We start from the raw sequence: 26685 nt of genomic DNA, 5'->3' as shown, positions 1-26685 counted from the left end.
GACAGGGGGCGTGATCGTGGCCGCAGGAGGGAACGGGCGACTCCGCGTCACCGGCGCGGAGGCCGAGCGCGTCAAGCGCGAGGCGCTGGGCGTTCCCGACCGGGTCAAGCATCGGCAGCGGATAGCCGTACCGGTGCAGCGGCAGGCGCCTGGGGCCGATACCCGCCCGCGTGCCTACCGGTACCGCTGCTATCCCTCCCCCGCCCAGGCCGAGCAGCTCATCAAGACCTTCGGCGCCTGCCGCTGGGCCTACAACGAGGGCCTCGCACTGCGGGACAAGGCGTGGCGCGAGCACCGCGTGCCGCTCGGGTTCGCCGAGACCTGCCGGGCTCTCACGGGTTGGCGGAACGCCGAAGGGACACGATGGCTTCAGGAGGTCTCCTCGTCCGTCCTCCAGCAGGCGCTCCGCCACCTCGACGCTGCGTTCGGGCGGTTCTTCCAGGGCTCGGGGAAGCACCCGAAGCGTAAGAAGAAGAGCCGCTCCCCCGACTCCGCGACCTATGTCCGTACGGGCTTCCGCTGGGTGGAGGACCCGGAGCGGCCCGGTACGGGGCTGATCGCGTTGGCCAAACAGTCCGGGCCGTTGCGTATCCGGTGGTCCCGGCCGCTTCCGGCGGGGGAGCGGCCGGTGAAGCTGACCGTGAGCCGGGACCGGGCGGGGCGCTTCTTCGTCTCGGTGCTGGTGGAGGAACGGATCGAGGCGCTGCCGCCCGTGCTGGGGCGGGACGGTGGTGGGCCGAAGGCGGTCGGCCTGGACCTCGGGCTGGCGGCGCTGGTCACGCTGGACGACGGGGAGAAGGTGGGCCGCCCCCGGCTCCTCGAGAAGTACGGGGCACAACTCGCGGATCTGCAGCGGAGCCTGCACCGCAAGGAGAGAGGGTCGAGGAACAGGGACAAGGCGCGGCAGGAGATCGCCCGGTTGTACGCCCTCATCGGTGACGTTCGCAGGAATGCGTTGGACCAGCTCACCACCCGCCTCGTGCGCGAGAACCAAGTGCTCGTGGTGGAGGATCTGGCCATCGCCTCTCTCTTACGGTCGCCGCGGGGAAAGGGGCGCCGACGAAAAACGGGGCTGAACCGGGCGATCCTCGATGCCTCCTGGGGCGAGTTGCTCCGGCAGTTGCGGTACAAGTGCGCGTGGTACGGGCGGACGCTGGTCGTCGTCGACCGCTTCTTCCCCTCGACACGGCGCTGCTCCGCATGCGGGGTGACGGGGCCGAAACTGGATCTGGCGGTGCGCGGCTGGTCGTGCGGCGGATGCGGTGAGGCGCACGACCGGGACGTGAACGCGGCACGGAATCTGCGGGACGAAGGCATGCGGCTGTACGAAGAGGTGGCCTCGTCGCTGCCACCGGGAAGGACCATGCCCTCGATGATCAGGGCATCCGGGATGCCGGACGTGGAGCTGACGACGTAGTCGGCTCAGGAAGAGGTGAGAAGTGTGTGCCGGACCGACGGGCCGTCGGCCGTGATGCCTGTGGAGTCCGTGTGAGACCGGCGGGGCGTGGCTTTCAGGGCCATGTCCGGTCGGCGGCGGGTGCCGAAGCAGGAAGCCCCCCTCGCACAGGGGCAGGTCAAAAGTGCGTTGCTCTGGCATCTCCCGGTTCACGGAGGCGATTTTCGTGACCCGAGAGGTACTGACAGGACGCAGGAACGCCAGGTAGCGTCACGGCAGGTTCGCGTCTGTGGACCAGACCACTCCCTACTCGGATCGTCCGGCACGTTCCTGCCGGTTGAGGAGAAGATTCATCATGGCCAGCGTCACGTTCGACAAGGCGTCCCGTGTCTACCCCGGCTCCACGAAGCCGGCTGTGGACCAGCTCGAGATCGACATCGCCGACGGCGAGTTCCTCGTCCTCGTCGGTCCCTCCGGTTGCGGCAAGTCGACCTCCCTGCGCATGCTCGCGGGTCTCGAGGACGTCAACGGCGGCGCGATCCGCATCGGTGACCGCGACGTCACGCACCTGCCGCCGAAGGACCGGGACATCGCCATGGTGTTCCAGAACTACGCGCTCTACCCGCACATGACCGTCGCGGACAACATGGGCTTCGCGCTCAAGATCGCCGGTGTGAACAAGACCGAGATCCGGGCGAAGGTCGAAGAGGCCGCCAAGATGCTCGACCTCACCGAGTACCTGGACCGCAAGCCGAAGGCGCTCTCCGGTGGTCAGCGTCAGCGTGTGGCGATGGGCCGGGCCATCGTGCGCGAGCCGCAGGTGTTCCTCATGGACGAGCCGCTGTCGAACCTCGACGCCAAGCTCCGCGTCTCCACCCGTACGCAGATCGCCTCGCTGCAGCGCCGCCTCGGCATCACCACCGTGTACGTCACCCACGACCAGGTCGAGGCCCTCACCATGGGCGACCGGGTCGCGGTGCTGAAGGACGGACTGCTCCAGCAGGTGGACTCCCCGCGCAACATGTACGACCGCCCCGCCAACCTCTTCGTCGCCGGCTTCATCGGCTCCCCCGCGATGAACCTCGTCGAGGTCCCGATCACGGACGGCGGCGTGAAGTTCGGCAACAGCGTCGTCCCGGTCTCCCGCGAGGCCCTCACCGCCGCCGCGGACCGCGGTGACACCACCGTCACCGTCGGCATCCGCCCCGAGCACTTCGACATCGTCGAGCACGGCGGCGCCGCCGCGAAGACGCTGACCAAGGGCTCCTCGGACGAGCCGGCCGGTCTCGCCGTCTCCGTCAACGTCGTCGAGGAGCTGGGCGCCGACGGCTTCGTCTACGGCTCCACGCGGGTCGGCGGCGAGCACAAGGACCTGGTCGTCCGCGTCGGCGGCCGCGCCGTCCCGGAGAAGGGCACCGAGCTGCACGTCGTCCCGCGCCCGGACGAGCTGCACGTCTTCGCGACCTCCACCGGCGAGCGCCTCACCAACTGACGCCGGGCCGGTCACCGGGGGCGTCCGTCCCCTCCGGCGCCCGGCGCGCACCCGCCGTACCCACGGCTCCGCACACGGTTCCACGCGCGGCCCCGCCTCCCCGGCGACACCCCGGGGGCGCGGGGCCGTCTGCGTGGTGCCGGTGGGCGGGGGTTTCGACGACGTACGAGGTCAAATACCCCGGCACACTGCGCATTTCACCCCGCCCCGTCAACCTCGTATTCGAAAGGGCACGTCGAACCATCCCCCACGAGAGTGACGAATTGTCGTCGAGTCATCACCGGCCGCTACGCTCGCTGCGTGACCCACACCGCGCGCCGCATCGGCCGATCCCTCGCTCTCGTCCTGCCCGTCGTCATGGTTCTGTCCGGGACTCTGGCGGTCACCACCGTTCCGTGGGCCGCGACGGACAACGACTCCCAGCTGCTCGCCGCCTCCTCGGAGGCCGTGTCCAAGCCCGCGAAGTCGCACGCCCCGCAGGACCTCCTGCGCGAGAAGCTGCTCGTGGAGCTCCAGGAGAAGGACCCGGGCGCCGCGCTCACGGGCCTCCAGCGCGCCGTGGAGCAGCGCCCCTCGCTCGCCCGCCACTGCATGTCGATCGCGAGGGCGCTCGGCAAGGCGGCCGTCGAGCAGTACGGCCCGACCCGGGCCCACCGCTTCTCCCGCCCCGTCTGCGACACCTCCTTCGCCTCCGGCGTCGCGCAGTTCAGCTGAGCCCGGAAGCCGGTCGCGGCGGCTGAGCCCGGAAACCGGTCGCGTCGGCCGGGCCGGGGAGACGGACGCGTCGAGCGCCGCCTTCCCCACCAGGCGGCGTCAGGCGGCGGCAGGTGATGTCAGCCACCGCCTATCGTGCCTGGCATGCATACGTATCCGACGCAGGCCGTGATCCTTGCCGGCGGCCAGGGGTCGCGGCTGCGGCCGTACACCGACGACCGCCCCAAGCCGATGGTCGAGATCCCCGGAACCGGGACGCCGATCATCGGCCATCAGCTGTCCTGGCTGGCCGCCGAAGGCGTCACCGACGCCGTGGTCTCCTGCGGGCACCTCGCCGAGGTGCTCCAGGCATGGCTGGAGTCGGCCATGCTGCCGCTCCGGGTCACCACCGTCGTGGAGCCCGAACCGCTGGGGCGCGGCGGCGGGTTGAAGTACGCGGCGAGCCGGCTGCCCGATCCGGAGCAGCCCTGGTACGCCACCAACGGCGACATCTGGACCCGCTTCTCCCTGCGGGAGATGGCCGCCTTCCACACGGAGCGCGACGCCACCGCCACCCTCGCCCTCGCCCGTCCCCGCATTCCCTGGGGCGCGGTGGAGACGGACGCGTTCGGGCACATCACGGACTTCATCGAGTCGCCGCCCTCGCCGTATCTGATCAACGCGGGGGTGTACGTGTTCTCGCCCGCCTTCACGAAGCTGCTGCCGGACCGGGGCGACCACGAGCGGACCACGTTCCCCCGGCTCGCCCGCGAGCGGCTGCTGGCCGGTTACCCGTTGCCGCACGGGGCGTACTGGCGGGCCATCGACACCGCGAAGGACCTCACCGAGGCGGCCCGCGAACTCGGTTCCCCCAACGGCTGACCCGCGCCTCCGCACACCCCGGCCCCTGCCCCCGCCCAGCACAGGGAGGGGCGGCCCCCACCCGGTTCTTCCGTCCGGGTGGGGGCCGCCCCTTCCTGCCGTCGCGGTCGCGGTCGTACGAGCGTCGTACGGGTCAGCCGAGGAGGCCGCCGATGGGGTTCCGGCCGCCTCCGCCCGAGGTCGAGCCCTCGCCGCCGGAGGAGGTCGAACCGCCGGTGGGCTCCGGTTCGCCGCCGCCGGTGCTGCCGCCGGAGGAGCCGTCGCCGCCGGTGGAACCCGCGGAGGTGGGGCCGGCGCTGGTGGCGGGCGGGGGCTCCTGCGGGGTGGACTGCTGCGGGGGCTCCTGGGCCGTGCCCTGGGTCTGGCTGGGCTGGGTGCCGTCCGAGCCGGTGCTCTGGCCGCCCCCGGTCTCGCGGGCGGCGCCGGAGCCGGTCTGTCCGGCGGTGGGCGTGCTCGCGGCGCCGGAGGGGGTGGGCCGCGGCTTCTGCGGCTGTTCCGGCGTACGGGACGCCTCGCGCTCGCCCGTGGACTCCTCGGGCAGCGGCATGCCGGGGAGGCGGTTGGTGGGGTTGTCGTTGCGGCCGGGGACGGTGACGACCTCCGTGGAGCGGACCGCGCCGCCGAGGATGGAGCCGATGAGCAGCGTGAGGCCGACGACGACCGTGGCGATGACGGTGCCGCGCCGCAGGACCCGGCGGCGCAGCTCCCAGAGGGCCGAGCGCGGGCCGAGCGTGCGCCATGCCTCTCCCGCCAGCCGGCCGTCCAGGGAGTAGACCGGGGCGCCCGCGATGATCAGCGGGGACCAGGCGGCCAGCAGGATGATGTCGGGGGCGTCGTACACCGGGACCGAGCGCCAGCTGACGGTGAGCAGCAGCGCGGCCGAGAGCAGCGCGCCGAACGCGGCGGCGACCCGCTGCCAGAGTCCGAGGACGGTGAGCACGCCGACCACGACCTGGAGGAAGGCGACGGTGAGCCCGGCGCCGACCGGGTGGGAGAGCGCGGCGTCGCGCAGCGGCTCGGCCACCGCCCACGGGTGCAGGGAGGTCAGCCACTTCACCATCGAACCGCGCTCGCCGCCGTCGAAGTAGACGGGGTCGCACAGTTTGCCCATGCCGCCGTAGATGGAGATGAAGCCGAGGAGGACCCGCATGGGGAGCAGGACGACGCCCAGGTTCATCCGGTGGCCCGGGTAGTAGGCGTGCCGGACGGGGTCGCCGTTCCCGCGCCGGGCCCCGGCCGGTTCCGCGGGGTCCGGGGCGTCGGCGTCCTCGTCGTGGTCGACGCCGGGGCCGTCCACCGGGTCGTCGTACGCGCCGACGGCCTGCCGCATGGGCGGCAGCAGGGGGCCGGTGCGCTCCGGGGGGCGGGGCGCGGTCAGGACGGGGTTGGGCTGCGTCTCCTCCAGGAGCGGGATGACCTGCGTCGCGCCCGCTCCGTGACCGCCTCCGGACGACCCGCCGAGTCCGGCGTCGAGGTGTCCGGCGTCGAGGTGTCCGGCGGTGGAGTTGCGCACGGCCTGGAGGAGGCCGGTCGCGCCGGGAGCGGACTTCCCGCTCCAGACGACCGGCGCCCGCCTGCGGCCGCCGCCGGCGCCGCTCATGGCGGGGATGCGGGCCGTCTCCGCGGGGGCACCGCGCAGCCGTGCGCGCTGGCCCGGGGCGAGCTGCACCCGGAAGCTGGCGTGGTTGACGATGACCTGCGCGGGGTCGCTGTCCACCTTGGTCATGCTCAGGGCAGGTTGCTCGTCGAACCGAGGCGTTCTGGTGTCCACACTCATCTAACCGAGTGATGGGTGGTTAGGACACTGCCTTGACCGCACGGGATCTGTCCGAGACCCGTCAAGATCAGGCCAAACTCGGGCATCCTGGATGGGTGTTCGGCTCTCGCGCGTCAACTCCGGTGAACGACGCCTCCGCCGACCGTCCGGGGCCGCCCCGCGGGCGCGGCGCGAGGGCCCCGGACGGGAGGTACGGCTCCGCCCGGCCGCCCCGGACGGAGGACGTCGGGCGGCCGGGTCAGGCGGTCACGCGCGGCGGCGCGCCACCTCGTACAGCACGATGCCCGCCGCGACACCGGCGTTGAGCGACTCCGCCCCGCCCGGCATCGAGATCCGCACCCGGTAGTCGCAGGTCTCGCCGACGAGGCGGCCGAGCCCCTTGCCCTCGCTGCCGATGACGATGACGACCGGGCCGTCCAGCGCCTCCAGGTCCTCCACCGTGTGCTCGCCGTCGGCGGCCAGGCCGACGACCGTGAGGCCCGCCTTCTGGTAGCCCTCCAGCGCGCGGGTGAGGTTGGTGACCCGGGAGACCGGGGTGCGGGCCGCCGTGCCGGCCGAGGACTTCCACGCCCCGGCGGTCATGCCGGCCGCCCGGCGCTCGGGCACGACGACGCCGTGGCCGCCGAACGCGGAGACCGAGCGGACGATCGCGCCGAGGTTGCGCGGGTCGGTCACCCCGTCGAGGGCGACGATCAGCGGGTCCTCGTGGCTGTCGGCGGCGGCGGCGAGCAGGTCGTCCGGGTGCGCGTACTCGTACGGCGGGACCTGGAGGACGAGGCCCTGGTGGTTCAGGCCGTTGGTCATCCGGTCCAGCTCGGGGCGCGGGGCCTCCATCAGGTTGATGTTGCCGCGCTCGCCCGCGAGCTTGAGCACGTCGCGGACGCGCTCGTCGTTGTCGATGAACTGCTGGACGTAGAGCGTCACCGCGGGCACGCCGTCGCGCAGGGCCTCGTAGACCGGGTTGCGGCCGACGACCATCTCCGAGGTGCCCTTCACGCCGCCGCGCCGGGGCGCGGGGCGGCGGGCCGCGGCCTGCTTGGCCTGGGCGTTGGCGACCCGGTTCTTCTTGTGCCCCTTGCGGGCGGAGGCGGGCGGCGTCGGTCCCTTGCCTTCGAGACCACGGCGTCGCTGGCCACCGCTGCCGACCTGCATGCCCTTCTTGTTGGACGTGCGGCGGTTCCTGCGCTGGCTGTTCCCGGCCATGATCTACCTGTTTCGTTGCTTTCAGACGTACGTACGTATGGGGAAAGTGTGCCGCCCGGACCGCCGGGCGGCACATTCGCGCTGTCCGGCCGGGGCGCTCAGCGCGGTCCCAGCGTCCAGCGGGGGCCGCCGGGGCTGTCCTCGATGACGAGGCCGGACTGGTTGAGCTGGTCGCGGATGGCGTCGGCGGCGGCCCAGTCCTTGCGGTCGCGGGCCGACTGCCGCTGGTCGAGGACGAGGCGCACCAGGGTGTCGACGACGCCGTGCAGGTCCTCGCCGCGGTCGTTCTCGCCCGCCCAGTGCGGGTCGAGCGGGTCCAGGCCGAGGACGCCGAGCATGGCCCGGACCTCGGCGAGGCGGGCGGCGGCGGCTTCCTTGTCGTCGGCAGCCAGCGCGCTGTTGCCCTGGCGGACGGTGGTGTGGATGATCGCCAGCGCCTGCGGGACGCCCAGGTCCTCGTCCATCGCCTCGGCGAAGGCGGGCGGCACCTCGGGGGCGGGGGGGACGGTCTCCCCCACCTTCTCGGTGACGCGCTGGACGAAGCCCTCGATGCGGGCGAACGCGGACTCGGCCTCGCGCAGGGCCTCCTCGCTGTACTCGATCATCGACCGGTAGTGCGGGGTGCCCAGGTAGTAGCGCAGGACGATCGGGCGCCAGTGCTTGACCATCTCGCTGACGAGGACCGAGTTGCCCAGCGACTTCGACATCTTCTCGCCGGACATGGTGACCCAGGCGTTGTGCACCCAGTAGCGGGCGAACGTGTCGCCGTACGCCTTGGCCTGGGCGATCTCGTTCTCGTGGTGCGGGAAGACCAGGTCGAGGCCGCCGCCGTGGATGTCGAACGCGGAGCCCAGGTACTTGTGGGCCATCGCGGAGCACTCCAGGTGCCAGCCGGGCCGGCCGCGGCCCCACGGGGTCTCCCAGCTGGGCTCGCCCGGCTTGGCCGCCTTCCACATGGCGAAGTCGCGCGGGTCGCGCTTGCCGGTCTCGCCCTCGCCGGAGGGCTGGCGCAGATCGTCCAGCTCCTGGTTGGACAGCTCCAGGTAGCTCGGGAGCGAGCGCACGTCGAAGTAGACGTTGCCGTCGGCCTCGTAGGCGTGGCCGCTCTCGATCAGGCCGCGCATCATCTCGATCATCTCGGGGACGTGGCCGGTGGCGCGGGGCTCGTAGGTGGGCGGCAGGCAGCCGAGCACGTCGTAGCCGTCGTTGAAGGCGCGCTCGTTCTCGTAGCCGATCGCCCACCACGGCCGGCCCTGCTCGGCGGACTTCGCGATGATCTTGTCGTCGATGTCGGTGACGTTCCGGATGAACGTGACGTCGTAGCCGCGGTACGCGAACCAGCGGCGCATGATGTCGAAGTTCAGGCCCGAGCGGATGTGGCCGATGTGGGGGGCCGCCTGGACCGTGGCGCCGCAGAGGTAGATCGAGACGCAGCCCGCGGTGAGCGGGACGAAGTCACGGATCTGCCGGGCGTTGGTGTCGTGCAGGCGAATAGTCACCCCTCAAGGGTAGTAGGCCGACACCAGTGCCCCGCGACCCTTGGGGATCGCGGGGACAACTTTCTGGTACCGGGAGGGGCCGCGGCGGCCCCGGGAGCGTTCTCCGGGGGCCTTCGCGGCGCCGCTCGCGGTCGTGCCCGGCCCCCCGGGGGGCCTCAGATCCGGCCGACCACCTTGCGCGGGGAGATCCGGACGACCACGCGCGGGGCGTCCTGGGCGGAGTCCGGGTTGAACTCCGCGTACGGCTTGCCGGTGTACTTCACCGACAGCTCGTCGATCAGCTCCTGCCCTCCCTCGGTCGTCAGCGTCGCCTCGCCGCGGATCTCGGCGTAGCTGTAGGGGGCGTCGAAGGGCTGGAGGAGCACGGTGACGCGCGGGTCGCGGCGGAGGTTCTTCTCCTTGCGGCGGCCGAGGGTGGTGGAGATGAGGAGGTCGTCGCCGTCGCGCTTGACCCAGACCGGGGAGACCTGGGGGCTGCCGTCGGGCTGGATGGTGGCGATGTTGACGAAGACGGGGGTGTCGAGCAGGTTCTTGAGCTCGGGGGAGAGTGCTGCGGTCATGCGGGCGTCCTCCTGTGCGCTGCGGTTCGGTCGGTACGGGGGCCGGGTCCTGCCGGACCGGTCCTGGCGTCCCGTACCGCTCCTACCCGGCCGCCGCGCGTGCTCCCGGTTCCTTTCGGCCGCGTCCCGCCGGAAGGGTGAACGCCAGGGCCGCCCCGGCCAGCGGGACCGTCGCGAGCACCGTCCACCGCACGGGCGCGGGCGCGTCGAGCAGGGCGCCGGTCGCCGCGCTGCCCCCGAGGACGGCGAGGCCGGAGACGGAGGAGAGCGCGCCGGTGGCGAGCCCGAGCCGGCCGTCCTCGACCAGGTCCGGCACCAGGCCGCGGGCGGCGGGGACCAGCAGCATCTGGCCCAGGGTCAGCAGGACGACGAACGCGGCGGCGGGCAGCAGGCCGCCGGGGCCCGCGGGCGTGAGCGGTACGGCGGCGAACCCGGCGGCGACCGTCGCGAGGCCGGTGGTCAGCGCGGTGCGCGGGGCGAGGCGGCGGGCGGACCAGCGGGTCAGCGGCAGTTGGACGGCGACGACGAGCAGCGAGGACAGGGCGAAGAGCCAGCCGAGCGCGGCCTGCGACCCGGTGGCCCGTTCCACCTCGGCGGGCAGCGAGAGGTAGAGCTGGTTGTACGCGACGAGGTAGCTGCTGTACGCGGCGCAGAGCAGCAGGAACGCCCGGTTGGCGAAGACCGCCCGCCGGGCCGACGGCTCCGGCCGGGCCGTGCGGGGGGCGGCGTCGGGGGCCGTCCGCGGCATCAGGAGGGCGTGGCCGGCCAGGACGCCGGTGAAGACGAGGGCGCCGGCGAGGCAGGCGGCCCGGAAGCCGCCGCCGAGCAGCAGGAGCAGGGAGCCGAGCAGCGGTCCGAGGAACGCCCCGGCCTGCCCGGCGGCGGAGAACAGGGCGAGGACGTGGGCGCGCGGGGCGCCGGTGCCGTGTTCGTGCCGGACGGCCTCGCGGGCGGCCTCGGACTCCACGGCCGGGGAGAACAGCGCGGCGGCGAAGCCGATGAGGAGGACGGCGGCGATGACAGTGGCCGTGGAGCCGGCGAAGGCGAGCCATCCGAACCCGGCGATCCGCAGGGCGCAGCCCACCAGCACGACGGGGCGCGGCCCGTACCGGTCGGTGAGCGCGCCGCCGACCACGAAGAGGCCCTGCTGGCTGAAGGTGCGCAGCCCGAGGACGAGTCCGACGAGCCAGCCCGCCATGCCGAGGCCGCTGCCGAGGTGGGCGGCCAGGTAGGGCAGGACGGCGTAGAAGCCGATGTTGAAGGCGAACTGGGTGGCGGTGAGGAGCCGCAGATAAGGGGTGGAGGCACGGGTGGGCCGGAGCCGCCGGCGGGTCTCCTCGGCGGACGCGCGCGGGGGCGGGGTCATGGGGCGCCCTCTCCCCGGGCGGGGGTGTGCGCGGCGGCGAGGGCCAGTGCGGGCGTGCGCGCCGGAGTGCGTACGGAGGCGGTGGGGGGCGTGCGTACCGGCGCGGGGCCGGGGTGTGTCCGTACGGGGAGCGGCGCGGGGGCGTTCATCGGGCGCCCTTCAGGGCCGCCGGTGTGCGCCCGCGTACCGCCGCCGAGGTGAGGACGGCCAGCGCGCCGAGGACGGCGAGCGCGGCGGCGGGGGCGAGGACGGCCCAGGGGGCGCGCTCCGCGTAGGGCATGTTCTCCGACAGCATGCGGCCCCACTCCGGGGCGGGCGGCTGGGTGCCGAGGCCGAGGAAGCCGAGGGAGGCCAGGGCCAGCGCGACGGCCGGGATGCGCAGGAGGGCGTGCCGGGCGACGGGCGGGAGGACGCCGGGCAGCACGTGGCGGCGCAGCAGGTGGGCCCGGCCCGCGCCGAGGGCGACGGCGGCGGCGAGGTGCGGGGCCGCTTTCTCCTGGGCGTACAGGGCGGCGGTGTGCGCGGCGAGCGGGGCCCAGGCGACGGCGGCCACGGCGGCGGCCGCGCCCCGGGGCCCGGGTCCGGCGATGCCCGCGACGACGAGTCCGGCGAGGACGGCGGGGAGCGCGTTCGCGGTCTCGGTGAGCGCTCCGGCGCGCAACGCTCCCAGGAGCAGCCCGAGCGCCAGGGTGACGGCTCCGACCGCGACGGCGGCCAGCGCGGTGCGGGCGGCCCCGTGGCCGAGCCGGGCGAGGACGTCGCGGCCGAGGCCGTCGGTGCCCAGGGGGTGCGCGGCGGAGGGTCCGGCGAGCCGGGCGGCCGTGTCGACGTGGAGCGGGTCGCGCAGGAGGCCCGCGACGGTGACCGCGATCAGCAGGCCGCCGAGGACGAGGGCGGCCGCGGCGAGCGTGCGGCGGACGGGCAGCCGGGGTGCGGCGAGGGCGGGCAGGGCGCCCTCGGTGAGGGCGGGGCCGAGCAGGAGGCGGGCGGCGAGGCGGGCGAGCAGTCCGGCGGCGATCCCGAGGAGCAGCAGGACGAGCACGGCCGCCCGGAGGACGGGCAGGTCCTGGGCGAGGGCGGCGGCCAGTGCCGTGCCGCCGAGGCCGGGGATCGCGTACAGCGTCTCGACGGCGACGGCGCCGCCGGTCAGTCCGACCACGACCAGGCCGAGTTGGGGCAGCAGCCCCGGAAGCGTCCGGCGCAGGGCGTGCCGGGCGATGATCCGCCCGGGTATCCCGCCGGCGGCGGCGGTCCGCGCCCAGGGTTCGGCGAAGGCGCCGGGCAGCGCGTCGTCGAGGAGCCGGCCGAGCAGCGCCCCGGCGGGGACGCCCATGGAGAGCGCGGGCAGCACCAGGTGGTGGGGGGCGCCCCAGCCGAGCGCCGGGAGCCACCCGAGGTGCACGGCGAACACGGTGGCGAGGACGGCGGCGAGCAGGAACTCCGGCAGCGCGGCGAGCACCGCCGCGCCCACTCCGGCGCGGGTGCGGACGATCCGGCGCCCGGCCCCGCGCCGGAGGGTGGCGGCGCTCAGCGCGAGGGCGAGGAGGACGGCGGCGGCGAGCGAGGCGCCCATGAGGGTCAGGGAGTTGCCGAGGGCGGCCGCGACGTCCGGCCCGACGGGCTGCCCGGAGACCCAGGACACCCCCGCGTCGCCCCGCGACAGCCCGCCGAGCCAGTCGCCCAGGACCTGCCGCGGTCCGCCGTCGAGGCCGGTCTCGGCGCGGATCGCGGCGAGCGTCTCGGGGGTCGGGGCCCGGTCGGCGTACCGGGCGTGCAGGATCGTGCGGGCGGGGTCGGTCCGGGTCAGCCAGGGCAGCAGCCCGAGCACCGCGACGACGGCGAGGAGGGCGCCGAGCCGCCCGGCGAGGTACTTCACGCGGTCACCCGAGGCGGGTGTCGGCGGTGATGAGGGTGCGTTCCATCGGGTCGAGGGCGACGCCCCGGACGCGGGTCTCGTCGTACCCCTGCACGAAGCGTTCGTGGACGAGGGGGACGAGGGCGTCCGCACCGAGGATCGCGGCCTCGGCCGCCATCTCGGCCCGGTGGCGGGCGTCGGTGTCGGCGAGGGAGGCGGCCTTGTCGACGGCGGCGTCGACGGGCTTCGAGCAGAGCTGCGAGATGTTGAAGCTGCCGTCGCAGGTGAAGTCGGAGGCCAGGTAGGAGACCGGGTCGGCGGTGTCCAGGAGGGTGTTGCGGGCCTGGATGAAGGCGTCGTACTTCCCGGCCAGCGCGTCGGCCTCCATCTGCGCGTAGTCGCGGACGACCTGCTTGACGGTGAAGCCGCGCTTCTCCAACTGCTGTTGGACGACGGTGGCGGCCTCGGGCAGTTCGGGCCGGTTGGTGTAGGTGGCCAGCACGATCTCCGGCGCCCTCCTCACCTCGGCGGGGGCGGCGGCCTTAGCGCGTCCGGCGGGTGCGGTGCGCAGCTTCGCGGCCCACGGGACGCCGGGGCCGAGCAGCCCCCGCGCGGTGTCGGCGCGGCCCTCGTAGACGCCGTCGGCCAGGGCCTTGGAGTCGACGGCCTCGCGGGCGGCGGCGCGCATCGCCGGGTCGGCGAAGACGCCGCGCCCGGTGTTGAGGGAGAGGCCGTTGGTACGGGCGGAGGGGAACGCGTGGACCAGGCCGTCCCCGAGCAGCGACGCCTGGGAGATGGGGACGTACTCGGCGACGTCGACGTCCTTGGTCCGCAGGGCGTTGGCGCGGGCGGTGCCGTCGGCGACGAACCTCACGTCGACGCCGGGGGCCTTCGCCTTGGCGCCCCAGTAGGCGTCGTTGCGCTCCAGGGTGGCGCTGACCGCGCCGTTGACCCGGGCGAGGGTGAAGGGGCCGGTGGCGTGTCCGGCGGGGTCCACCCTGCCGCCGCCCCCGTACGCGGCGGCGGAGAGGATGCTCAGCGAGGGGTTGGCGAGCCGCTGGGGCAGCAGCGGGTCGGGGTCCTTCGTCGTGATCCGTACGGTGTCCGTGCCCTCGGCCGTCGCGGTGAGGGTGGTGTCGGAGAGCACCCGGGGCTTCGGGGACGCCTTCTGGGCCGCGGTCAGGGAGCGGGCTGCGGCGGCGGCGTCGAGCTTCGTCCCGTCGTGGAAGACCGCGCCCTCGCGGACGGTGAACACCCAGGCGCGGTCGCCGTCGCGCTTCCAGGAGACGGCGAGCGCGGGCCGGGCCTCGCCGTTCCGGTCGAGCCGGGTGAGCCCTTCGACGACGGCGAGCCGGCTCAGGGTGACGGCGTCGTCGCCGTAGGGGGACATGGCCTGGGCGGGCGGGAAGGCCAGGGCCACCTTCAGCCGTCCGTCCCCGCCCGCGCCCCCGGAGCCGGAACCGGAGCCCCCGGAGGAGGTGCAGGCGGTGGAGGCGAGGAGCGCGGCGGCGGCGAGGGGGAGCGCGGCGCGGCGGAGGCGGCGGGTCTGGGACATGAGAGCGACCTTATATGAAAACGATTGTCATCTAACGGGCAGGGGTGTCACCCGCGTCCAGGAGCGGCATCGGCAGCTCGAAGTGGATGATCCCCTGCCCGCCGCCGGGCAGGCTCCGCTCGTCGCACACCTCCTGGGCCAGCGAACGCCAGAAGGGCTCGGCGCCCGGCACGGCGGGGTCGGTGTGCAGGTACAGCGCCTCGTACCCTCCGGCCCGCACCGCGAACTCCCCCAGCGCGCGCACCATGCGCCGGGCCAGCCCGTGGCGGCGGTGCTCGGGGCGCACGTAGATCCGGCAGAGCTGCGCGGTGGTGCCGGAGGGGAAGCGGTCGGCGATCCGGCGCGGGTTGGGCGGCGCCTGCGGGCCCCGGTCGCGCACGGCCCCGGTGGCGACGATCTCGCCGCGGTGCTCGACGACGAGCAGGGTGCAGCGTTCCGGGCGCAGGTAGGCGGCCTCCGGATCGATGATGTCGGCGTGCCAGTGGGGTACGTAACCGGACTTCAGGTCGCGGTAGACGGTGTCGAGCATCACGGCGCGCGCCCCGCCGAGGTCGTCGGCGGTGGCGGTGCGCAGGGCGTAACCGGGGGCCGCGAGGACGGCGGCCGTTCCGGCGCTCCCGGCGGCGGCTCCGGCGCGGCTCCGGTGGTCGGCCGCCCCCGTCATCACCGTGGTCGCACTGGTCACCGGTACCACTCCCGCCTCACGCCGCACATCGCTTGCACCTTCAGCGTACGTGCAAGCGATGTGCAGGAGCAGGGGGGCGGCCTGGGCGGTGCCCGCCGGAACCGGCCCCGGCGGGATGCCGGGGCCGGGGGCCGGGAGCGGGGGGCTGGGGGGGCCGGATCAGCCCGCGCGGTAGACCAGGGCGGTCGCGATACCGGCGACGCCCTCGCCGCGGCCGGTGAAGCCGAGGCCGTCGGAGGTCGCGGCGGAGAGGGAGACCGGGGCGCCCACGGCGGCCGAGAGCACCTTCTGGGCCTCCTCGCGCCGCTTGCCGATCTTCGGGCGGAGGCCGACGACCTGGACGGCGACGTTCCCGATCTCGAAGCCTCCGGCGCGCACGATCCGGGCCGCCTCGCCGAGCAGGGTGATGCCCGCCGCCCCTGACCACTCGGGCCGGCCGGTGCCGAAGTGCTGGCCGAGGTCGCCGAGGCCGGCGGCGGAGAAGAGCGCGTTGCAGGCGGCGTGCGCGACGACGTCGGCGTCCGAGTGGCCGGCCAGGCCGGGGCCCTCGCCCTCCCACTTGAGGCCCGCGCACCACAGCTCGCGGCCCTCCTCGAAGGCATGGATGTCGGTGCCGATGCCGACGAGCGGGATGACGGGGGCGGCGGGGGTTCCCGCGCCGGGGGTCTCAGAAACCATCGTGGGCCCTCCTGCGGGCGAGTACCGCCTCGGCCAGCACCAGATCGAGCGGCCGGGTCACCTTGAAAGCCTCCTCGTGGCCGGGGACGACGACCACCGGGGCGCCGAGCCGCTCCACCATGCCCGCGTCGTCCGTGGCGCCCTCGCCGTCGAGCGCGACCTCGGCGTGCGCCCGCTCCAGCGTGGCCCGCTCGAACCCCTGCGGCGTCTGCACCGCGCGCAGCCTGGCCCGTACGGGAGTGGCGAGCACCGGCTCCGGATCTCCGGGCGTCCCGGCGGGCTCCACCTCCTTGACGGTGTCCGCGAGGGGCAGCGCGGGCACGACGGCGGGCGCCCCGTCCCGTACGGCGGCGGCCACGGCGTCGACCGTGTCGACCGGCACCAGCGGGCGGGCGGCGTCGTGGACCAGCACGGCGGAGACGTCGGCGGGCAGCGCCTCGACGCCCAGGCGCACGGACTCCTGACGGGTTCCGCCCCCCGGCACCACCAGGTAGTCGGTGCGCTCGGGCAGCGCGTGGGCGTCGAGGAGGTGCTTCACCTCGGCCGCGCCGTCCGGCGGGGCGACGACCACGACGAGGGAGACGGCCCGGGAGGCGGCCATGGCGCGCACGGCGTGGATCAGCATGGGCGTGCCGCCCAGGAGGCGCAGGGCCTTGGGCGCGCCCGGTCCCAGCCGCACGCCCCGTCCGGCCGCGGGGATCACCGCGGCGGTACGGGGAGGGCGCGGCCGGTCGGTCGGGGGTGGCGTCGATGACATCGGGTGCACTCCGAGGGGTCCGAGAGGTCGGGAAAAGGTGCGGGGGGTCCGGCAGGTTTGTTGCCACGACCGACATGGGTAGGGGCCCCATCGAGCCGGGCGTGACGCCCGCCCCGCACCGGGCCCCTTCCGTGACACCCGGTCGAGGACGGGTCATGCGCAAGGCTCGCAGAACACCGGGGGCCGCCCCGCACCGGCGGTCGCCGCTTCACGCGGACCGCACCGCGGGCACGGGGGTCACCGGCAGTCGGGCTCGGGACGCCGCGCACCCGTGTGTCCGGGGTCGTGCGCACCCCCGCGCCCGGGGCGGGGCGACGGCTCCGGCGCCTCCGCGGGCCCGTGGCACACCTCGTCCCTCGGTGTGCCCGTGCCGCGCGTCGGCGTGGTGCCATCCGTGGGGCAGCAGGGTACGAAGATGCCGCAGCGCCCGACGACACAGCGTGAAAACGACTGGTCAGCGGGCACCGCGGCACATTCATATGACCGGTGTGATCCGGTTTCAGGACGCGAGGACCTCGTCGAGCAGAGCCTCGGCCTTGTCTTCGTTCGTATTCTCCGCGAGGGCGAGCTCGCTCACCAGGATCTGGCGGGCCTTGGCGAGCATGCGCTTCTCTCCGGCGGAGAGACCGCGCTCGCGCTCCCGACGCCACAGGTCACGCACGACTTCCGCGACCTTGATGACATCGCCGGAGGCGAGCTTCTCGAGATTTGCCTTGTAACGCCGGGACCAGTTCGTCGGCTCTTCGGCGTACGGCGCACGCAGCACCTCGAAGACCCGGTCCAGCCCGTCCTGCCCGACCACGTCGCGCACGCCCACGAACTCCGCATTGTCCGCCGGCACACGAACCGTCAAGTCGCCCTGGGCGACCTTGAGCACCAAGTAGGTCTTGTCCACGCCTTTGATCTGGCGAGTTTCGATAGCCTCGATCAGCGCGGCCCCGTGATGGGGATAGACCACGGTGTCGCCAACCTTGAACGTCATGTGACAGGTACCCCTTCCGTGGCTATCCAGAGTAACACGAGAATCGCATCTCCTGAATGGCGTTTTCGCAGGTCAGGGCATATCTCGGGGCTTGACAACAGCGACACGGACGTGCTGCGGAAGGCTTCCGGAGGGCGGTATTCGCAGGTCGGAGCGGTTGTGCGACCGAGGCGAAACGTCCATGTCGCGCGGCCCGGAAGCCCCACAGAAGAGGGCGAAAGTCCCGTTTTGCCTGTTTCGTGAACGTGACCTTTCCCTACTCCGTTCGAGGATCGATCACCCGTACGGACGAAACTGTCCGGCCGCAATGAAATTGATCAAGCCACATGCGGCCCGGTTCCTTTCCGCCGCGAACCCGGAAAGGCGAAGAAGCACGGGACACGGGCAGAAGGCGCGGGCGGAAGAATTGATCACGCGGAATAGATGAACAGCGCATGTCGCACCCGCCGGTGGAACCCCGCGCACCCCGCCGGCCGCACGCCTCGCACCCGGCCGCCGGAGCCCCCGGGGCCGCCGCGGGACCGTCCGGCACGCCTCCCGCGCCCGTTTCCGGAGCGTGCCGGGGGCCCGCCGGGGAAGAGGCGGGACGCGTAGGGGCGGGTCGGGTGCGGGCCGGGCGGGGCGGCTCGGTAGCCTAAGGCCGCTGACACACCCTTAGGGCGGCTTTACACCACCGTCCGAGGCCCGACGTCCGAAGCCCGCAGTCCGATCGTTCAAGGAGTTGCCGCCGCCGTGAGCCGCAGCCTTCGACACGGCGCTCTCGCCGCCACCGCCACCGCGTTCTCGATCGTCTCGCTGTCCGCCTGCGCCGCGGGCAACAACGCCGAGACGCTCAAGATCAGGCCGGACAACGCGGCCACATCGGTGGGCAGCATCAAGGTCCAGAACGTCAACGTCATCACGCAGCCCGCGGGGGGCGAGGACGGCCCGGCCGTCGTCGCCGCGACGCTGTTCAACGAGGGCACCGAGCGCGAGGTGCTGGAGGCCGTCACGCTGCCCGGCAGCAACGCCGAGGTGAAGCTCCAGGCCGCCAAGGGCAAGGGCCCGATCGTGGTCCCGGCCGGCGGCCGGGTCATCATCGGCGGCAAGGGCAACGCCGCCGCCGTGATCGAGAACGGTAGCGAGGCCGCCCGTGACGGCGACGTCCAGCAGGTCGTCTTCAAGCTGAGCCGGACCGGTGACGTCGCCCTCGGAGCCGGCGTCTTCCCCGCCGAGGGCTTCTTCAAGGACTTCGGCCCCAGCCCGAAGGCGGAGGCGCCCGCCCGGCAGCCGAGCCCGAAGCCGTCGTCCTCCGCGTCCGGTGACGCCGCCGGCGAGGCGGAGGCCCCCGGCACGGGCGCCGAGGGCGCGCAGGGCGACGCGGCTGCGCAGGGTACGGACGACGCCGCGGTGCCCGCCGCCCACTGACGCGGCGGCCCGGTCCCGTGACCGCGCGGACTGTTCTCCGGTGCACGCCGAGGCCCGCTGTTTCCACGGCCGTAGAACCCGGGCGACGATGAGGTTCCCCCGTGCATGCCGAAGGGCGCTTCCCGGCCGGGAAGCGCCCTTCGGCATGCACGGTGCGGTTCGGCCTACGGCTCGAACTTGTACCCCAGGCCGCGCACGGTGACGAGGTAGCGCGGGGCGCCAGGGTCGGGCTCGATCTTGGCGCGCAGGCGCTTCACGTGGACGTCGAGGGTCTTGGTGTCGCCGACGTAGTCCGCGCCCCAGACCCGGTCGATGAGCTGCATCCGGGTCAGCACCCGGCCCGCGTTGCGCAGGAGCATCTCCAGCAGGTCGAACTCCTTGAGCGGGAGGTCGACCTTGCCCCCGGAGACGGTGACCACGTGCCGGTCGACGTCCATGCGGACCGGGCCCGCCTCCAGGGCGGCCGGGGTGACCTCCTCCGGCTCGCCACGGCGGCGCAGCACGGCCCGGATGCGGGCGACCAGCTCACGGGAGGAGAAGGGCTTGGTGACGTAGTCGTCGGCCCCTATCTCCAACCCGACGACCTTGTCGATCTCGCTGTCCTTGGCGGTGACCATGATCACCGGGACGTTGGAGCGGCTGCGGAGCTGGCGGCACACCTCGGTGCCGGGCAGGCCGGGCAGCATCAGGTCGAGGAGGACCAGGTCGGCGCCGTTGCGCTCGAACTCGTCGAGGCCGTCGGGGCCGGTCGCCGCGATGGCGACCTCGAACCCTTCCTTGCGCAGCATGTAGGACAGGGCGTCGCTGAAGGATTCCTCATCCTCGACGACAAGCACTCGGGTCACGGAAGAGCCTCCGGGGCGGGGATCGGGTCAAAGGTGTCGGTCTCGTACGGCCCCTCGTCGTCGCCGTTGACGATAAGCGGTCCGCCGGTGGTGCGCTCCCTCGTGGCGCCCGTTTCGGGGAGCCTGAGGGTGAAGGTGGAGCCCTGGCCCTCGGAGCTCCAGACGGTGACCTCCCCGCCGTGCGAGGCGGCCACGTGCTTGACGATGGCGAGGCCGAGACCGGTGCCACCGGTGGCCCGTGAGCGGGCGGGGTCGACGCGGTAGAACCGTTCGAAGACCCGTTCGCGGTCCTTCTCGGAGATGCCGATGCCCTGGTCGGTGACGGCGATCTCGATGAGGTCCCCGCCCGGGGAGGCGAGGCGGCGTGCGGCGATGCCGACGCGGGTGTGGGCGGGGCTGTAGTTGACGGCGTTCTCGACGAGGTTGCCGAGGGCGCCGACGAGCTGGCCGCGGTTGCCCCAGACCGTGAGGCCCTCGGCCCCCGCCGAGGCCATGGTGATCTGCTTGGAACCGGCCTGCTGGCGGCAGCGGTCGATCGCCTCGGCGACCAGCGTCTCCACCTTGACCGGTTCGGCGTCCTCCAGCGGGTCGTCGTTCTGCACCCGCGAGAGGTCGATGAGCTCCTGCACGAGATTGGTCAGCCGGGTCGCCTCGATCTGCATCCGCCCGGCGAACCGCTCCACCGCCTCCGGGTCGTCGGAGGCGTCCATGACCGCCTCGGAGAGCAGCGAGAGCGCCCCGGTCGGGGTCTTCAGCTCATGGCTGACGTTGGCGACGAAGTCGCGCCGTACCGCTTCTATCCGGCGGGCCTCGGTGAGGTCCTCCACCAGCAGCAGCACCAGCCGCGAGCCCAGCGGGGCCACCCGGGCCGATACGGCGAGGGTGTCCCCCCGGCCCGTACCGCGCCGGGGCAGGTCCAGCTCCACCTGCCGTATCTCGCCGTCCCGCCGGGTGTCCCTGGCCATGTTGAGCATGGGCTCGACGGCCAGCCGGCCGCCCCTGACCAGGCCCAGGGCGTACGCCGCCGAGCTGGCCTTCACCACGCCGTCGCTCTCGTCGAGGACGACGGCGGAGGAGCTGAGGACGGAGAGGACGGTGTCCACTCCGGGGGGAAGGGCCGCGTTGCCGTCCGGCCGCAGCGACGTGCGCGTGGGCCGTTTCAGGTCGCGCTCGCTCCAGCGGAACGCCAGCATGGCGATCACACCGGTGCACAGCCCGGCGATCGCTGCTGCTGCGGCGACCGCCGCGTTCACGTCCATGCTTCAAGGTTATGCGGGTGCGACACGTCCCTCCCAGCCGTCCGAGTGCCATCTCGAACACTCGTCGCCCAGAGTTCACCGAGGGGTGGGGGCCGGTTCACTTAGGGGGCCGGATCCGGACGCGTTGCGGCCCCACCGTGGCACCGTGGGGGTCGGTCCGAGACCCCGGCCTCAGTTGGAACTGGAGAGGGACTTCCCATGCGCGACGCTTACCACGAGGAACTCGATTCGATCGGAGAGGGCCTGGTCGAGATGGCACGGCTGGTCGGCTCGGCGATCGGACGGGCCACCACGTCCATGCTCGACGCCGACCTGACCCTGGCGGAGAACGTGATCGCCGGGGACCAGAAGGTCGACGACCTCCAGCACGACCTGGAGGCCCGCGCCATCGCGCTCCTGGCCCGGCAGCAGCCGGTGGCGACCGACCTGCGCATCGTGGTGACCTCGCTGCGGATGAGCGCCGACCTGGAGCGCTCGGGCGACCTCGCCCAGCACGTGGCGAAGCTGGCCCGGCTGCGCTTCCCGCAGTCGGCGGTCCCGCACGACCTGCACGCCACCATCCTGGAGATGGGCCAGCTCGCCCAGCGCCTGATGGCGAAGGCGGCCGAGGTCATCATCACCAAGGACGTCGACCTGGCCCTCCAGCTGGAGCAGGACGACGACGAGATGGACCAGCTGCACCGCACGCTGTTCCAGCACCTGATGGACGACCGCTGGAAGCACGGCATCGAGACGGCGGTCGACGTGACGCTGCTGGGCCGCTACTACGAGCGCTTCGCGGACCACGCGGTGTCGGTGGCCAAGCGGGTCGTGTACCTGGTGACGGGCGAGCACGCGGACGAGCTCCAGGCGCCGACGCCGGTCGAGGGCGCGTAAGCGGGACGCGGGGCAGGACGCGGGGCGGGCCCCGCCCCGTACCCCCTCGGCCCCGGGACGTCACCGGCGTACGCGATTCGCACATGCGTTCCTGCGCGCGTGCGCCGTTGATGCGCCCGCCGGATTGGGCATGCAATGGGGCGGGGCGGCGCTCCATGCCGACGGCCGCCCCAGCCGTACGCCCCCGAGGAGGGACCATGGCCGACTCCCCCATGACCGAAACCCAGCAGGAGAACCCGACCGAAGTGGTGCACCTGACCGTGCTCGGCGCCTGCGGCTGCGGGTCGGGCTGCGGGTGCGGCTGCCAGTCCGGCGCCCCGTGCCAGTGCGGCGGCTGCTGCGGCTGACCCGTACCGCGCGGCCGTACGCGCACCACGCGCCGGTACCGCTGACGCGACCGACGGCGCCCACCCGGATCTCTCCGGGCGGGCGCCGTCGTCGTACAGGGCCGGGGGGGCGGGCAGCGGACCGGGGTCAGCGGGCCCGCTCCGCCTCGGCCGCCGCAGACGCGGTCGCGGACTCGGCCTCCACCGCCGACGCGGGGCCGGGCGCGGCCGCGGCCTCCATCGCCGCCGCGGGCGCCGCCTCCGGTTCGGCCTGGTCGGGCCGCGCCCCGGCCGGTACGGGGGCGGGCTCGGGCAGTACGTCCGCCACGGCCGGCACCTCGCGCGGCAGGTCGCGCATCAGCAGCCAGTAGCCGAGGCCGGCGACGGTGCCGATCACGGCGCAGGCGGCCCAGAGCCAGGCGGCCCCGTAGTGGTCGATGACGAAGCCGGACATCAGCGGCGCGACGAGCGCGGCCACCGACCAGGACATCGTGTACATGCCCTGGTAGCGCCCCCGGCCCCGGACGGGCGACAGCTGCACGACCAGCCCTGTCTGGGTGGGCGCGTTGACGATCTCGGCCAGGGTCCAGACGCACACGGTGAGGGCGTACACGGCGACGGACCCGGCGAAGGCGGTCAGCCCGAAGCCGTACCCGGCGAGGAGCGAGGAGGCGATCAGCAGCAGCCGCGGGTCGCGGTTCTGGATGAACCGGGTGACGGGGATCTGGAGGACCACGATCAGCACGCCGTTGACGGCGATGGCGGTACCGAAGTCGGAGCTGGAGAGCCCGTCCGCGCCCATGGCCACCGGCAGCGCCACGTACCCCTGCATGAAGATCAGCGACACCAGGAACGAGAGCCCCACGACGCCCATGAAGCGGCCGTCGCGCAGGACGGTCGTCAGCCGCACCTCGTCCTTGGGCCGCTTGCCGCCGACGGAGTTCACCACCGTCTCCTCGGGCCGCGACTCCGGCACCTTCACGAAGACGAGGACGGCGCAGACGAGCGTCATCAGGGCCTCGCCCAGGAAGCCGGCGAGGTAGCTGTACTCGGCGATGAACCCGGCCCCGGCGGAGGAGATCGCGAAGCCGAGGTTGATGGCCCAGTAGTTGAGCGAGAAGGCCCGCACCCGGTCCTTCGGGGGAACGATGTCCGCCATCATCGCCTGGACGGCGGGCCGGGAGGCGTTGCTCGCCATCCCGACGAAGAACGCGACGGCCGCGATGGCGAACGGATGCTGCATGAACCCGAGCACCGCCACCGACACGGCGGTCGACGTCTGCGCGATCAGCATGGTGGGCCGCCGCCCGAGCCGGTCGGTCATGACACCCGCGCCGAGCGAGGAGATGACCCCGCCGAGCCCGTGGAGCGCGGCGACGAGCCCGGCGTAGGTCGCGGAGTAGCCCTGGTCCAGGGTGAGGTAGAGGGCCATGAAGGTCGCGACGAACGCCCCGAGGCGGTTGACCAGGGTGCTGGTCCACAGCCACCAGAACTCGCGCGGCATCCCGCTGACGGTTTCGCGGGCGGCTGCTCTCAGGCCGGCGACGGACATAAGGATTCCCCCCACGGGACGTACGGACGGACACGGGACGGGCCTACGGACACGGGTCCGCCGCTGCGGAACCGCGCATGCGGGACCGCGCCTGCGATCCGGGCTGCGGGTAACACCCCCGCCTCGGTACGAGACCTTACGAAGCCCAGCTCCCCGACCGCCAGTGGATTGACGCCTGCCGTCAATCGTCCGCACGCCGGGCGCCCGTGGACCGGCGCTGTCCGCGGTGCGGGCGGGCGCGCGGACGCCGCGGGGGTTCGATTACGCTCGGACCCATGGCCGACGCACCGTACAAGCTGATCCTCCTCCGCCACGGCGAGAGCGAATGGAACGCGAAGAACCTGTTCACCGGCTGGGTGGACGTCAACCTCACCGAGAAGGGCGAGAAGGAAGCGGTCCGGGGCGGTGAGCTGCTCAAGGACGCCGGTCTGCTCCCCGACGTCCTGCACACCTCCCTCCAGCGCCGCGCGATCCGCACCGCGCAGCTGGCCCTGGAATCCGCCGACCGCCTCTGGATTCCGGTCCGCCGCTCCTGGCGTCTGAACGAGCGCCACTACGGGGCGCTCCAGGGCAAGGACAAGGCGCAGACGCTCGCCGAGTTCGGCGAGGAGCAGTTCATGCTCTGGCGCCGCTCGTACGACACCCCGCCGCCGCCGCTGGCCCGCGACGCCGAGTACAGCCAGTTCGACGACCCCCGCTACGCGACCCTCCCGCCGGAGCTGCGCCCGGAGACGGAGTGCCTGAAGGACGTCGTCGTCCGCATGCTCCCGTACTGGTTCGACAGCATCGTCCCGGACCTCCTCACCGGCCGCACGGTCCTGGTCGCCGCCCACGGCAACAGCCTCCGCGCCCTGGTGAAGCACCTGGACGGCATCTCGGACGAGGACATCGCGGGCCTCAACATCCCGACCGGCATCCCGCTCTCCTACGAGCTGGACGCCGACTTCACGCCGCTGAAGCCGGGCGGCACGTACCTCGACCCGGACGCGGCGAAGGCCGCCATCGAGGCCGTGAAGAACCAGGGCAAGAAGAAGTAGGTTCACTGATCATGCCCCCGACCTGCGCATACGGCGCGGATCGGGGGCATTTTCACGGCCTGGGCCCTCTGTGGGACCTCAGCGGGGTGAATCCTCCGGCGGCCGGGGTGCCTGCCCGAGTGCTTTTCGGGCTCGGTCCCGGCTGCTCGGCATGAGGTGTGCATACACCTTCAGCGTCAGTCCGGGGTCAGAGTGTCCGAGGTATTCGCTGACTGCCTTGATGCTCTCCCCTGCGTCCAGCAGGACGGACGCGTAGAAGTGCCTCAGCGCGTGCATGCCGTGCTCCCAGGCAGCCGTGTGCTCACGGCTCTTGGCCTTCGGGCAGATCGCGGACGCGCTGCGGGAGCAGATCACGTCCGGGACGCTCGAACCAGATGCGAAGCTCCCGACAGAAGCAGAGCTGCGCGATCAGTACGGCGTCTCACGAGAGACCGTGCGCAAGTCGCTCGCTCTGCTCGTGAACGAGGGGCTCGTCGTATCGGCGCGTCCGCAGGGCCACTTCGTCCGCCGCCGTCGGCCCATGGTGTTCCGCCCTCAAGCGGAGTTCCGGAAGCGGCCGTACTCGCCGGAGATGGACGCTTTCACGACCGAGTACGCGGCTGAGGGACGCGAGCCACGGCAGGAGATCGAGGTGGCCATCGTGGAGCCACCGGAGGAAGTAGCCAAGAGGCTCCGGCTAGAACCGGGCGAGCTGGTCGCGGTGCGGAAGCGCGTGCGCTATCTCGACGGGGAGCCGTTCAACATCAACGACAGCTATTTCCCGCTCGCACTCGTACGAGACTCGGAGATCATGCGCCCGCAGGACATCACTCGCGGCGCGAACCAGGTACTGGCGGAGCTCGGGTACCGGCAGGAGCGAGCCCTGGACGAGTTGTACGTCCGGATGCCCACCCCTGAACAGGTGCATCGGCTTGACTTGGGCCCCGGAACCCCGGTCGGGATTCATGTCGTCACCGGCCACACGGCCGAGGGGAAGCCCGTGAGAGTCGCAGTGACTGTGCTCCCCGGCGACAGGCATGTGATCTCGTACGAGCGACAGCGCGAAGATCCGAACGAGGACGCATGAAGAACCTGTGCGTCCGCGCCGGCCGTCCCAACGAATTGGACGTGATGGAGGCTCTGCTGCGCGAGGCATCAGCCTGGCTTGCCTCGCGCAGCATCGATCAATGGCAATACCCGCCGCACCGTGACCGCATCACGGAGGCCCTTGAGCAGGGCGTGTGCTTCCTCGCGTTCGAGGACGGCAAGCCGATCGCGACCATCCAGGTTGACAACTTTGCGGACCCCGAGTTCTGGACCCCGGAGGATCGGCCAGATGCGGCCCTCTACGTTCACCGCATGGCCGTAACGCGCGCAGCCTCCGGCGCGGGCATCGGCAGCCTGCTGCTCGACTGGGCGTCGGAGCGTGCCTCAGCCCAGGGCAAGCGATGGTTGCGGTTGGACGCCTGGAAGGACAACAACGGGTTGCATCGGTTCTACAAGGGCGCGGGCTTCACACTCCTCCGCATCGTGGATCTCCCGCACCGCAGATCAGGCGCCCTGTTCCAGCGGTCGACCGAGTCGGTGGCTGACAACAGCATGTGAGCGAGACCCAGTTACAGGTTTCTCTACCTCGTCAAGGCACCCGGCTGCGCTCCACTCCGCCGGGCGCGCTTCCCGGCTCTGGCTGCGCCCGCGCTCCTGCCTTCGGCCCGCTCGACGCTGCCGCCGCCGACGCGCGCCCACAACTGGATAGGCCCGGGGCATGAGACGAGAACCAAGCCCGCGGCTTCAAGAGGATGCCTCCGGCGGGGACGCTCAGACTCCGGGATGGGTCGGGACGCCGTTCGCGAGTACCGGCCGGAGCGGGGCGAGCGTCGGGGAGCTCCCATCCCGACCGCCTTCGACCCAGGCAGAGCCGAGCAGTCGCGGCCCAGGGCGTCAAGGTCGTTCGTACAGTAGCGCGCTCCACCTTGACGCCCTGAACCACGACCGCTCCACGGTGTGTGGGTCGAAGGCGGACG

General features: G+C 72.9%; 24 protein-coding genes and 1 pseudogene. 10 read left to right on the top strand and 15 right to left on the bottom strand.

The annotated features are described in order from the left end of the window. Positions 1 to 10: 10 nt before the first annotated feature. The 4 genes from ACH4K1_RS19740 (at position 11) to ACH4K1_RS19725 (ending at position 4463) form a co-directional block, all read left to right on the top strand. Positions 11 to 1417 carry an RNA-guided endonuclease InsQ/TnpB family protein gene (locus ACH4K1_RS19740; protein WP_398090578.1) on the top strand — a complete coding sequence of 469 codons (1407 nt, stop codon included), beginning with the start codon at positions 11 to 13 and terminating at the stop codon, positions 1415 to 1417. A 334-nt stretch (positions 1418 to 1751) separates the two neighbouring features. Continuing rightward, the gene (locus ACH4K1_RS19735; protein WP_398090577.1) at positions 1752 to 2888 is read left to right on the top strand and encodes an ABC transporter ATP-binding protein; all 1137 of its coding nucleotides are present in this window, start codon (positions 1752 to 1754) and stop codon (positions 2886 to 2888) included. A 300-nt stretch (positions 2889 to 3188) separates the two neighbouring features. Further along, positions 3189 to 3602 carry a hypothetical protein gene (locus tag ACH4K1_RS19730; protein WP_398090576.1) on the top strand — a complete coding sequence of 138 codons (414 nt, stop codon included), beginning with the start codon at positions 3189 to 3191 and terminating at the stop codon, positions 3600 to 3602. A gap of 144 nt (positions 3603 to 3746) precedes the next feature. Beyond that, positions 3747 to 4463: an NDP-sugar synthase gene (locus tag ACH4K1_RS19725; RefSeq protein ID WP_398090575.1), complete on the top strand. Its 717-nt coding sequence runs from the start codon at positions 3747 to 3749 to the stop codon at positions 4461 to 4463. A 133-nt stretch (positions 4464 to 4596) separates the two neighbouring features. On the opposite strand, the gene ACH4K1_RS19720 is transcribed toward ACH4K1_RS19725, so the two are convergent. The 11 genes from ACH4K1_RS19720 to ACH4K1_RS19670 all read right to left on the bottom strand — a co-directional run bounded on the left by ACH4K1_RS19720 (position 4597) and on the right by ACH4K1_RS19670 (position 17380). After that, positions 4597 to 6189: a DoxX family membrane protein gene (locus ACH4K1_RS19720; protein ID WP_398090574.1), complete on the bottom strand. Its 1593-nt coding sequence runs from the start codon at positions 6187 to 6189 to the stop codon at positions 4597 to 4599. 297 nt (positions 6190 to 6486) lie between these two features. Further along, positions 6487 to 7443 (bottom strand): 23S rRNA (guanosine(2251)-2'-O)-methyltransferase RlmB, encoded by a 957-nt coding sequence (gene rlmB, locus ACH4K1_RS19715; RefSeq protein WP_073771105.1) that lies wholly within the window; start codon positions 7441 to 7443, stop codon positions 6487 to 6489. A 98-nt stretch (positions 7444 to 7541) separates the two neighbouring features. Beyond that, positions 7542 to 8942: a cysteine--tRNA ligase gene (cysS, locus tag ACH4K1_RS19710; protein WP_398090573.1), complete on the bottom strand. Its 1401-nt coding sequence runs from the start codon at positions 8940 to 8942 to the stop codon at positions 7542 to 7544. A gap of 155 nt (positions 8943 to 9097) precedes the next feature. Then, the gene (locus ACH4K1_RS19705) at positions 9098 to 9502 is read right to left on the bottom strand and encodes a PPOX class F420-dependent oxidoreductase (RefSeq protein WP_398090572.1); all 405 of its coding nucleotides are present in this window, start codon (positions 9500 to 9502) and stop codon (positions 9098 to 9100) included. 82 nt (positions 9503 to 9584) lie between these two features. Beyond that, the gene (locus ACH4K1_RS19700) at positions 9585 to 10868 is read right to left on the bottom strand and encodes an MDR family MFS transporter (protein ID WP_398090571.1); all 1284 of its coding nucleotides are present in this window, start codon (positions 10866 to 10868) and stop codon (positions 9585 to 9587) included. Positions 10869 to 11013: 145 nt separating this feature from the next. Then, positions 11014 to 12744 carry an ABC transporter permease subunit gene (locus ACH4K1_RS19695; protein WP_398090570.1) on the bottom strand — a complete coding sequence of 577 codons (1731 nt, stop codon included), beginning with the start codon at positions 12742 to 12744 and terminating at the stop codon, positions 11014 to 11016. Positions 12745 to 12748: 4 nt separating this feature from the next. Then, positions 12749 to 14278, bottom strand: a complete 1530-nt coding sequence (locus ACH4K1_RS19690) for an ABC transporter substrate-binding protein (protein WP_398090569.1) — start codon at positions 14276 to 14278, stop codon at positions 12749 to 12751. Positions 14279 to 14309: 31 nt separating this feature from the next. Further along, positions 14310 to 14942: a GNAT family N-acetyltransferase gene (locus ACH4K1_RS19685; protein WP_398090678.1), complete on the bottom strand. Its 633-nt coding sequence runs from the start codon at positions 14940 to 14942 to the stop codon at positions 14310 to 14312. Positions 14943 to 15122: 180 nt separating this feature from the next. Next, positions 15123 to 15641: a 2-C-methyl-D-erythritol 2,4-cyclodiphosphate synthase gene (gene ispF, locus ACH4K1_RS19680; RefSeq protein ID WP_398090568.1), complete on the bottom strand. Its 519-nt coding sequence runs from the start codon at positions 15639 to 15641 to the stop codon at positions 15123 to 15125. After that, positions 15631 to 16398 carry a 2-C-methyl-D-erythritol 4-phosphate cytidylyltransferase gene (ispD, locus tag ACH4K1_RS19675; protein ID WP_398090567.1) on the bottom strand — a complete coding sequence of 256 codons (768 nt, stop codon included), beginning with the start codon at positions 16396 to 16398 and terminating at the stop codon, positions 15631 to 15633. Before ispD ends, ispF begins: the two co-directional genes overlap by 11 nt. 499 nt (positions 16399 to 16897) lie before the next feature. Further along, positions 16898 to 17380, bottom strand: coding sequence for a CarD family transcriptional regulator (locus ACH4K1_RS19670; protein ID WP_003953493.1), 483 nt, complete (start codon positions 17378 to 17380; stop codon positions 16898 to 16900). 732 nt (positions 17381 to 18112) lie between these two features. Here ACH4K1_RS19670 and ACH4K1_RS19665 point away from each other — a divergent pair. After that, positions 18113 to 18787, top strand: a complete 675-nt coding sequence (locus ACH4K1_RS19665) for a DUF461 domain-containing protein (protein ID WP_398090566.1) — start codon at positions 18113 to 18115, stop codon at positions 18785 to 18787. A 164-nt stretch (positions 18788 to 18951) separates the two neighbouring features. Here ACH4K1_RS19665 and ACH4K1_RS19660 read toward each other — a convergent pair whose 3' ends face one another. Both ACH4K1_RS19660 and ACH4K1_RS19655 read right to left on the bottom strand, forming a co-directional pair. Then, a complete protein-coding gene (locus tag ACH4K1_RS19660) occupies positions 18952 to 19632 on the bottom strand; it encodes a response regulator transcription factor (protein ID WP_003968183.1) in 681 nt (226 codons plus the stop codon). Continuing rightward, positions 19629 to 20891, bottom strand: a complete 1263-nt coding sequence (locus ACH4K1_RS19655; RefSeq protein ID WP_398090565.1) for a sensor histidine kinase — start codon at positions 20889 to 20891, stop codon at positions 19629 to 19631. The genes ACH4K1_RS19660 and ACH4K1_RS19655 overlap by 4 nt, the downstream gene beginning before the upstream one ends. A gap of 198 nt (positions 20892 to 21089) precedes the next feature. Between ACH4K1_RS19655 and phoU the strand changes: the two genes are divergently transcribed. Further along, positions 21090 to 21767 carry a phosphate signaling complex protein PhoU gene (phoU, locus tag ACH4K1_RS19650; protein ID WP_228993105.1) on the top strand — a complete coding sequence of 226 codons (678 nt, stop codon included), beginning with the start codon at positions 21090 to 21092 and terminating at the stop codon, positions 21765 to 21767. Positions 21768 to 21964: 197 nt separating this feature from the next. Further along, on the top strand, positions 21965 to 22114 hold the full coding sequence (locus tag ACH4K1_RS19645) for a hypothetical protein (protein WP_398090564.1): 150 nt from the start codon (positions 21965 to 21967) through the stop codon (positions 22112 to 22114). 127 nt (positions 22115 to 22241) lie between these two features. Here the strand turns inward: ACH4K1_RS19645 and ACH4K1_RS19640 are convergent, their stop codons facing one another. Continuing rightward, positions 22242 to 23645, bottom strand: a complete 1404-nt coding sequence (locus ACH4K1_RS19640; RefSeq protein WP_398090563.1) for an MDR family MFS transporter — start codon at positions 23643 to 23645, stop codon at positions 22242 to 22244. Positions 23646 to 23920: 275 nt separating this feature from the next. Between ACH4K1_RS19640 and ACH4K1_RS19635 the strand changes: the two genes are divergently transcribed. Continuing rightward, complete coding sequence (locus ACH4K1_RS19635; protein WP_398090562.1) at positions 23921 to 24682, top strand: phosphoglyceromutase; 762 nt, start codon at positions 23921 to 23923, stop codon at positions 24680 to 24682. A gap of 78 nt (positions 24683 to 24760) precedes the next feature. On the opposite strand, the pseudogene ACH4K1_RS19630 reads toward ACH4K1_RS19635, so the two are convergent. Then, positions 24761 to 25009, bottom strand: a pseudogene (locus tag ACH4K1_RS19630) (tyrosine-type recombinase/integrase); the annotation flags it as partial. Between ACH4K1_RS19630 and ACH4K1_RS19625 the strand changes: the two are divergent. Next, positions 24993 to 25748, top strand: a complete 756-nt coding sequence (locus tag ACH4K1_RS19625) for a GntR family transcriptional regulator (RefSeq protein WP_398090561.1) — start codon at positions 24993 to 24995, stop codon at positions 25746 to 25748. The pseudogene ACH4K1_RS19630 and the gene ACH4K1_RS19625 overlap by 17 nt on opposite strands. Further along, positions 25745 to 26266, top strand: a complete 522-nt coding sequence (locus ACH4K1_RS19620; RefSeq protein WP_398090560.1) for a GNAT family N-acetyltransferase — start codon at positions 25745 to 25747, stop codon at positions 26264 to 26266. The genes ACH4K1_RS19625 and ACH4K1_RS19620 overlap by 4 nt, the downstream gene beginning before the upstream one ends. Positions 26267 to 26685: the final 419 nt, after the last annotated feature.

This window comes from Streptomyces sp. NPDC017448 (assembly GCF_044330565.1).
Lineage (GTDB): Bacteria > Actinomycetota > Actinomycetes > Streptomycetales > Streptomycetaceae > Streptomyces.
The sequence above is the reverse complement of the archived record's forward strand: the minus strand, read 5'-3'. Positions and strand labels throughout refer to the sequence as shown.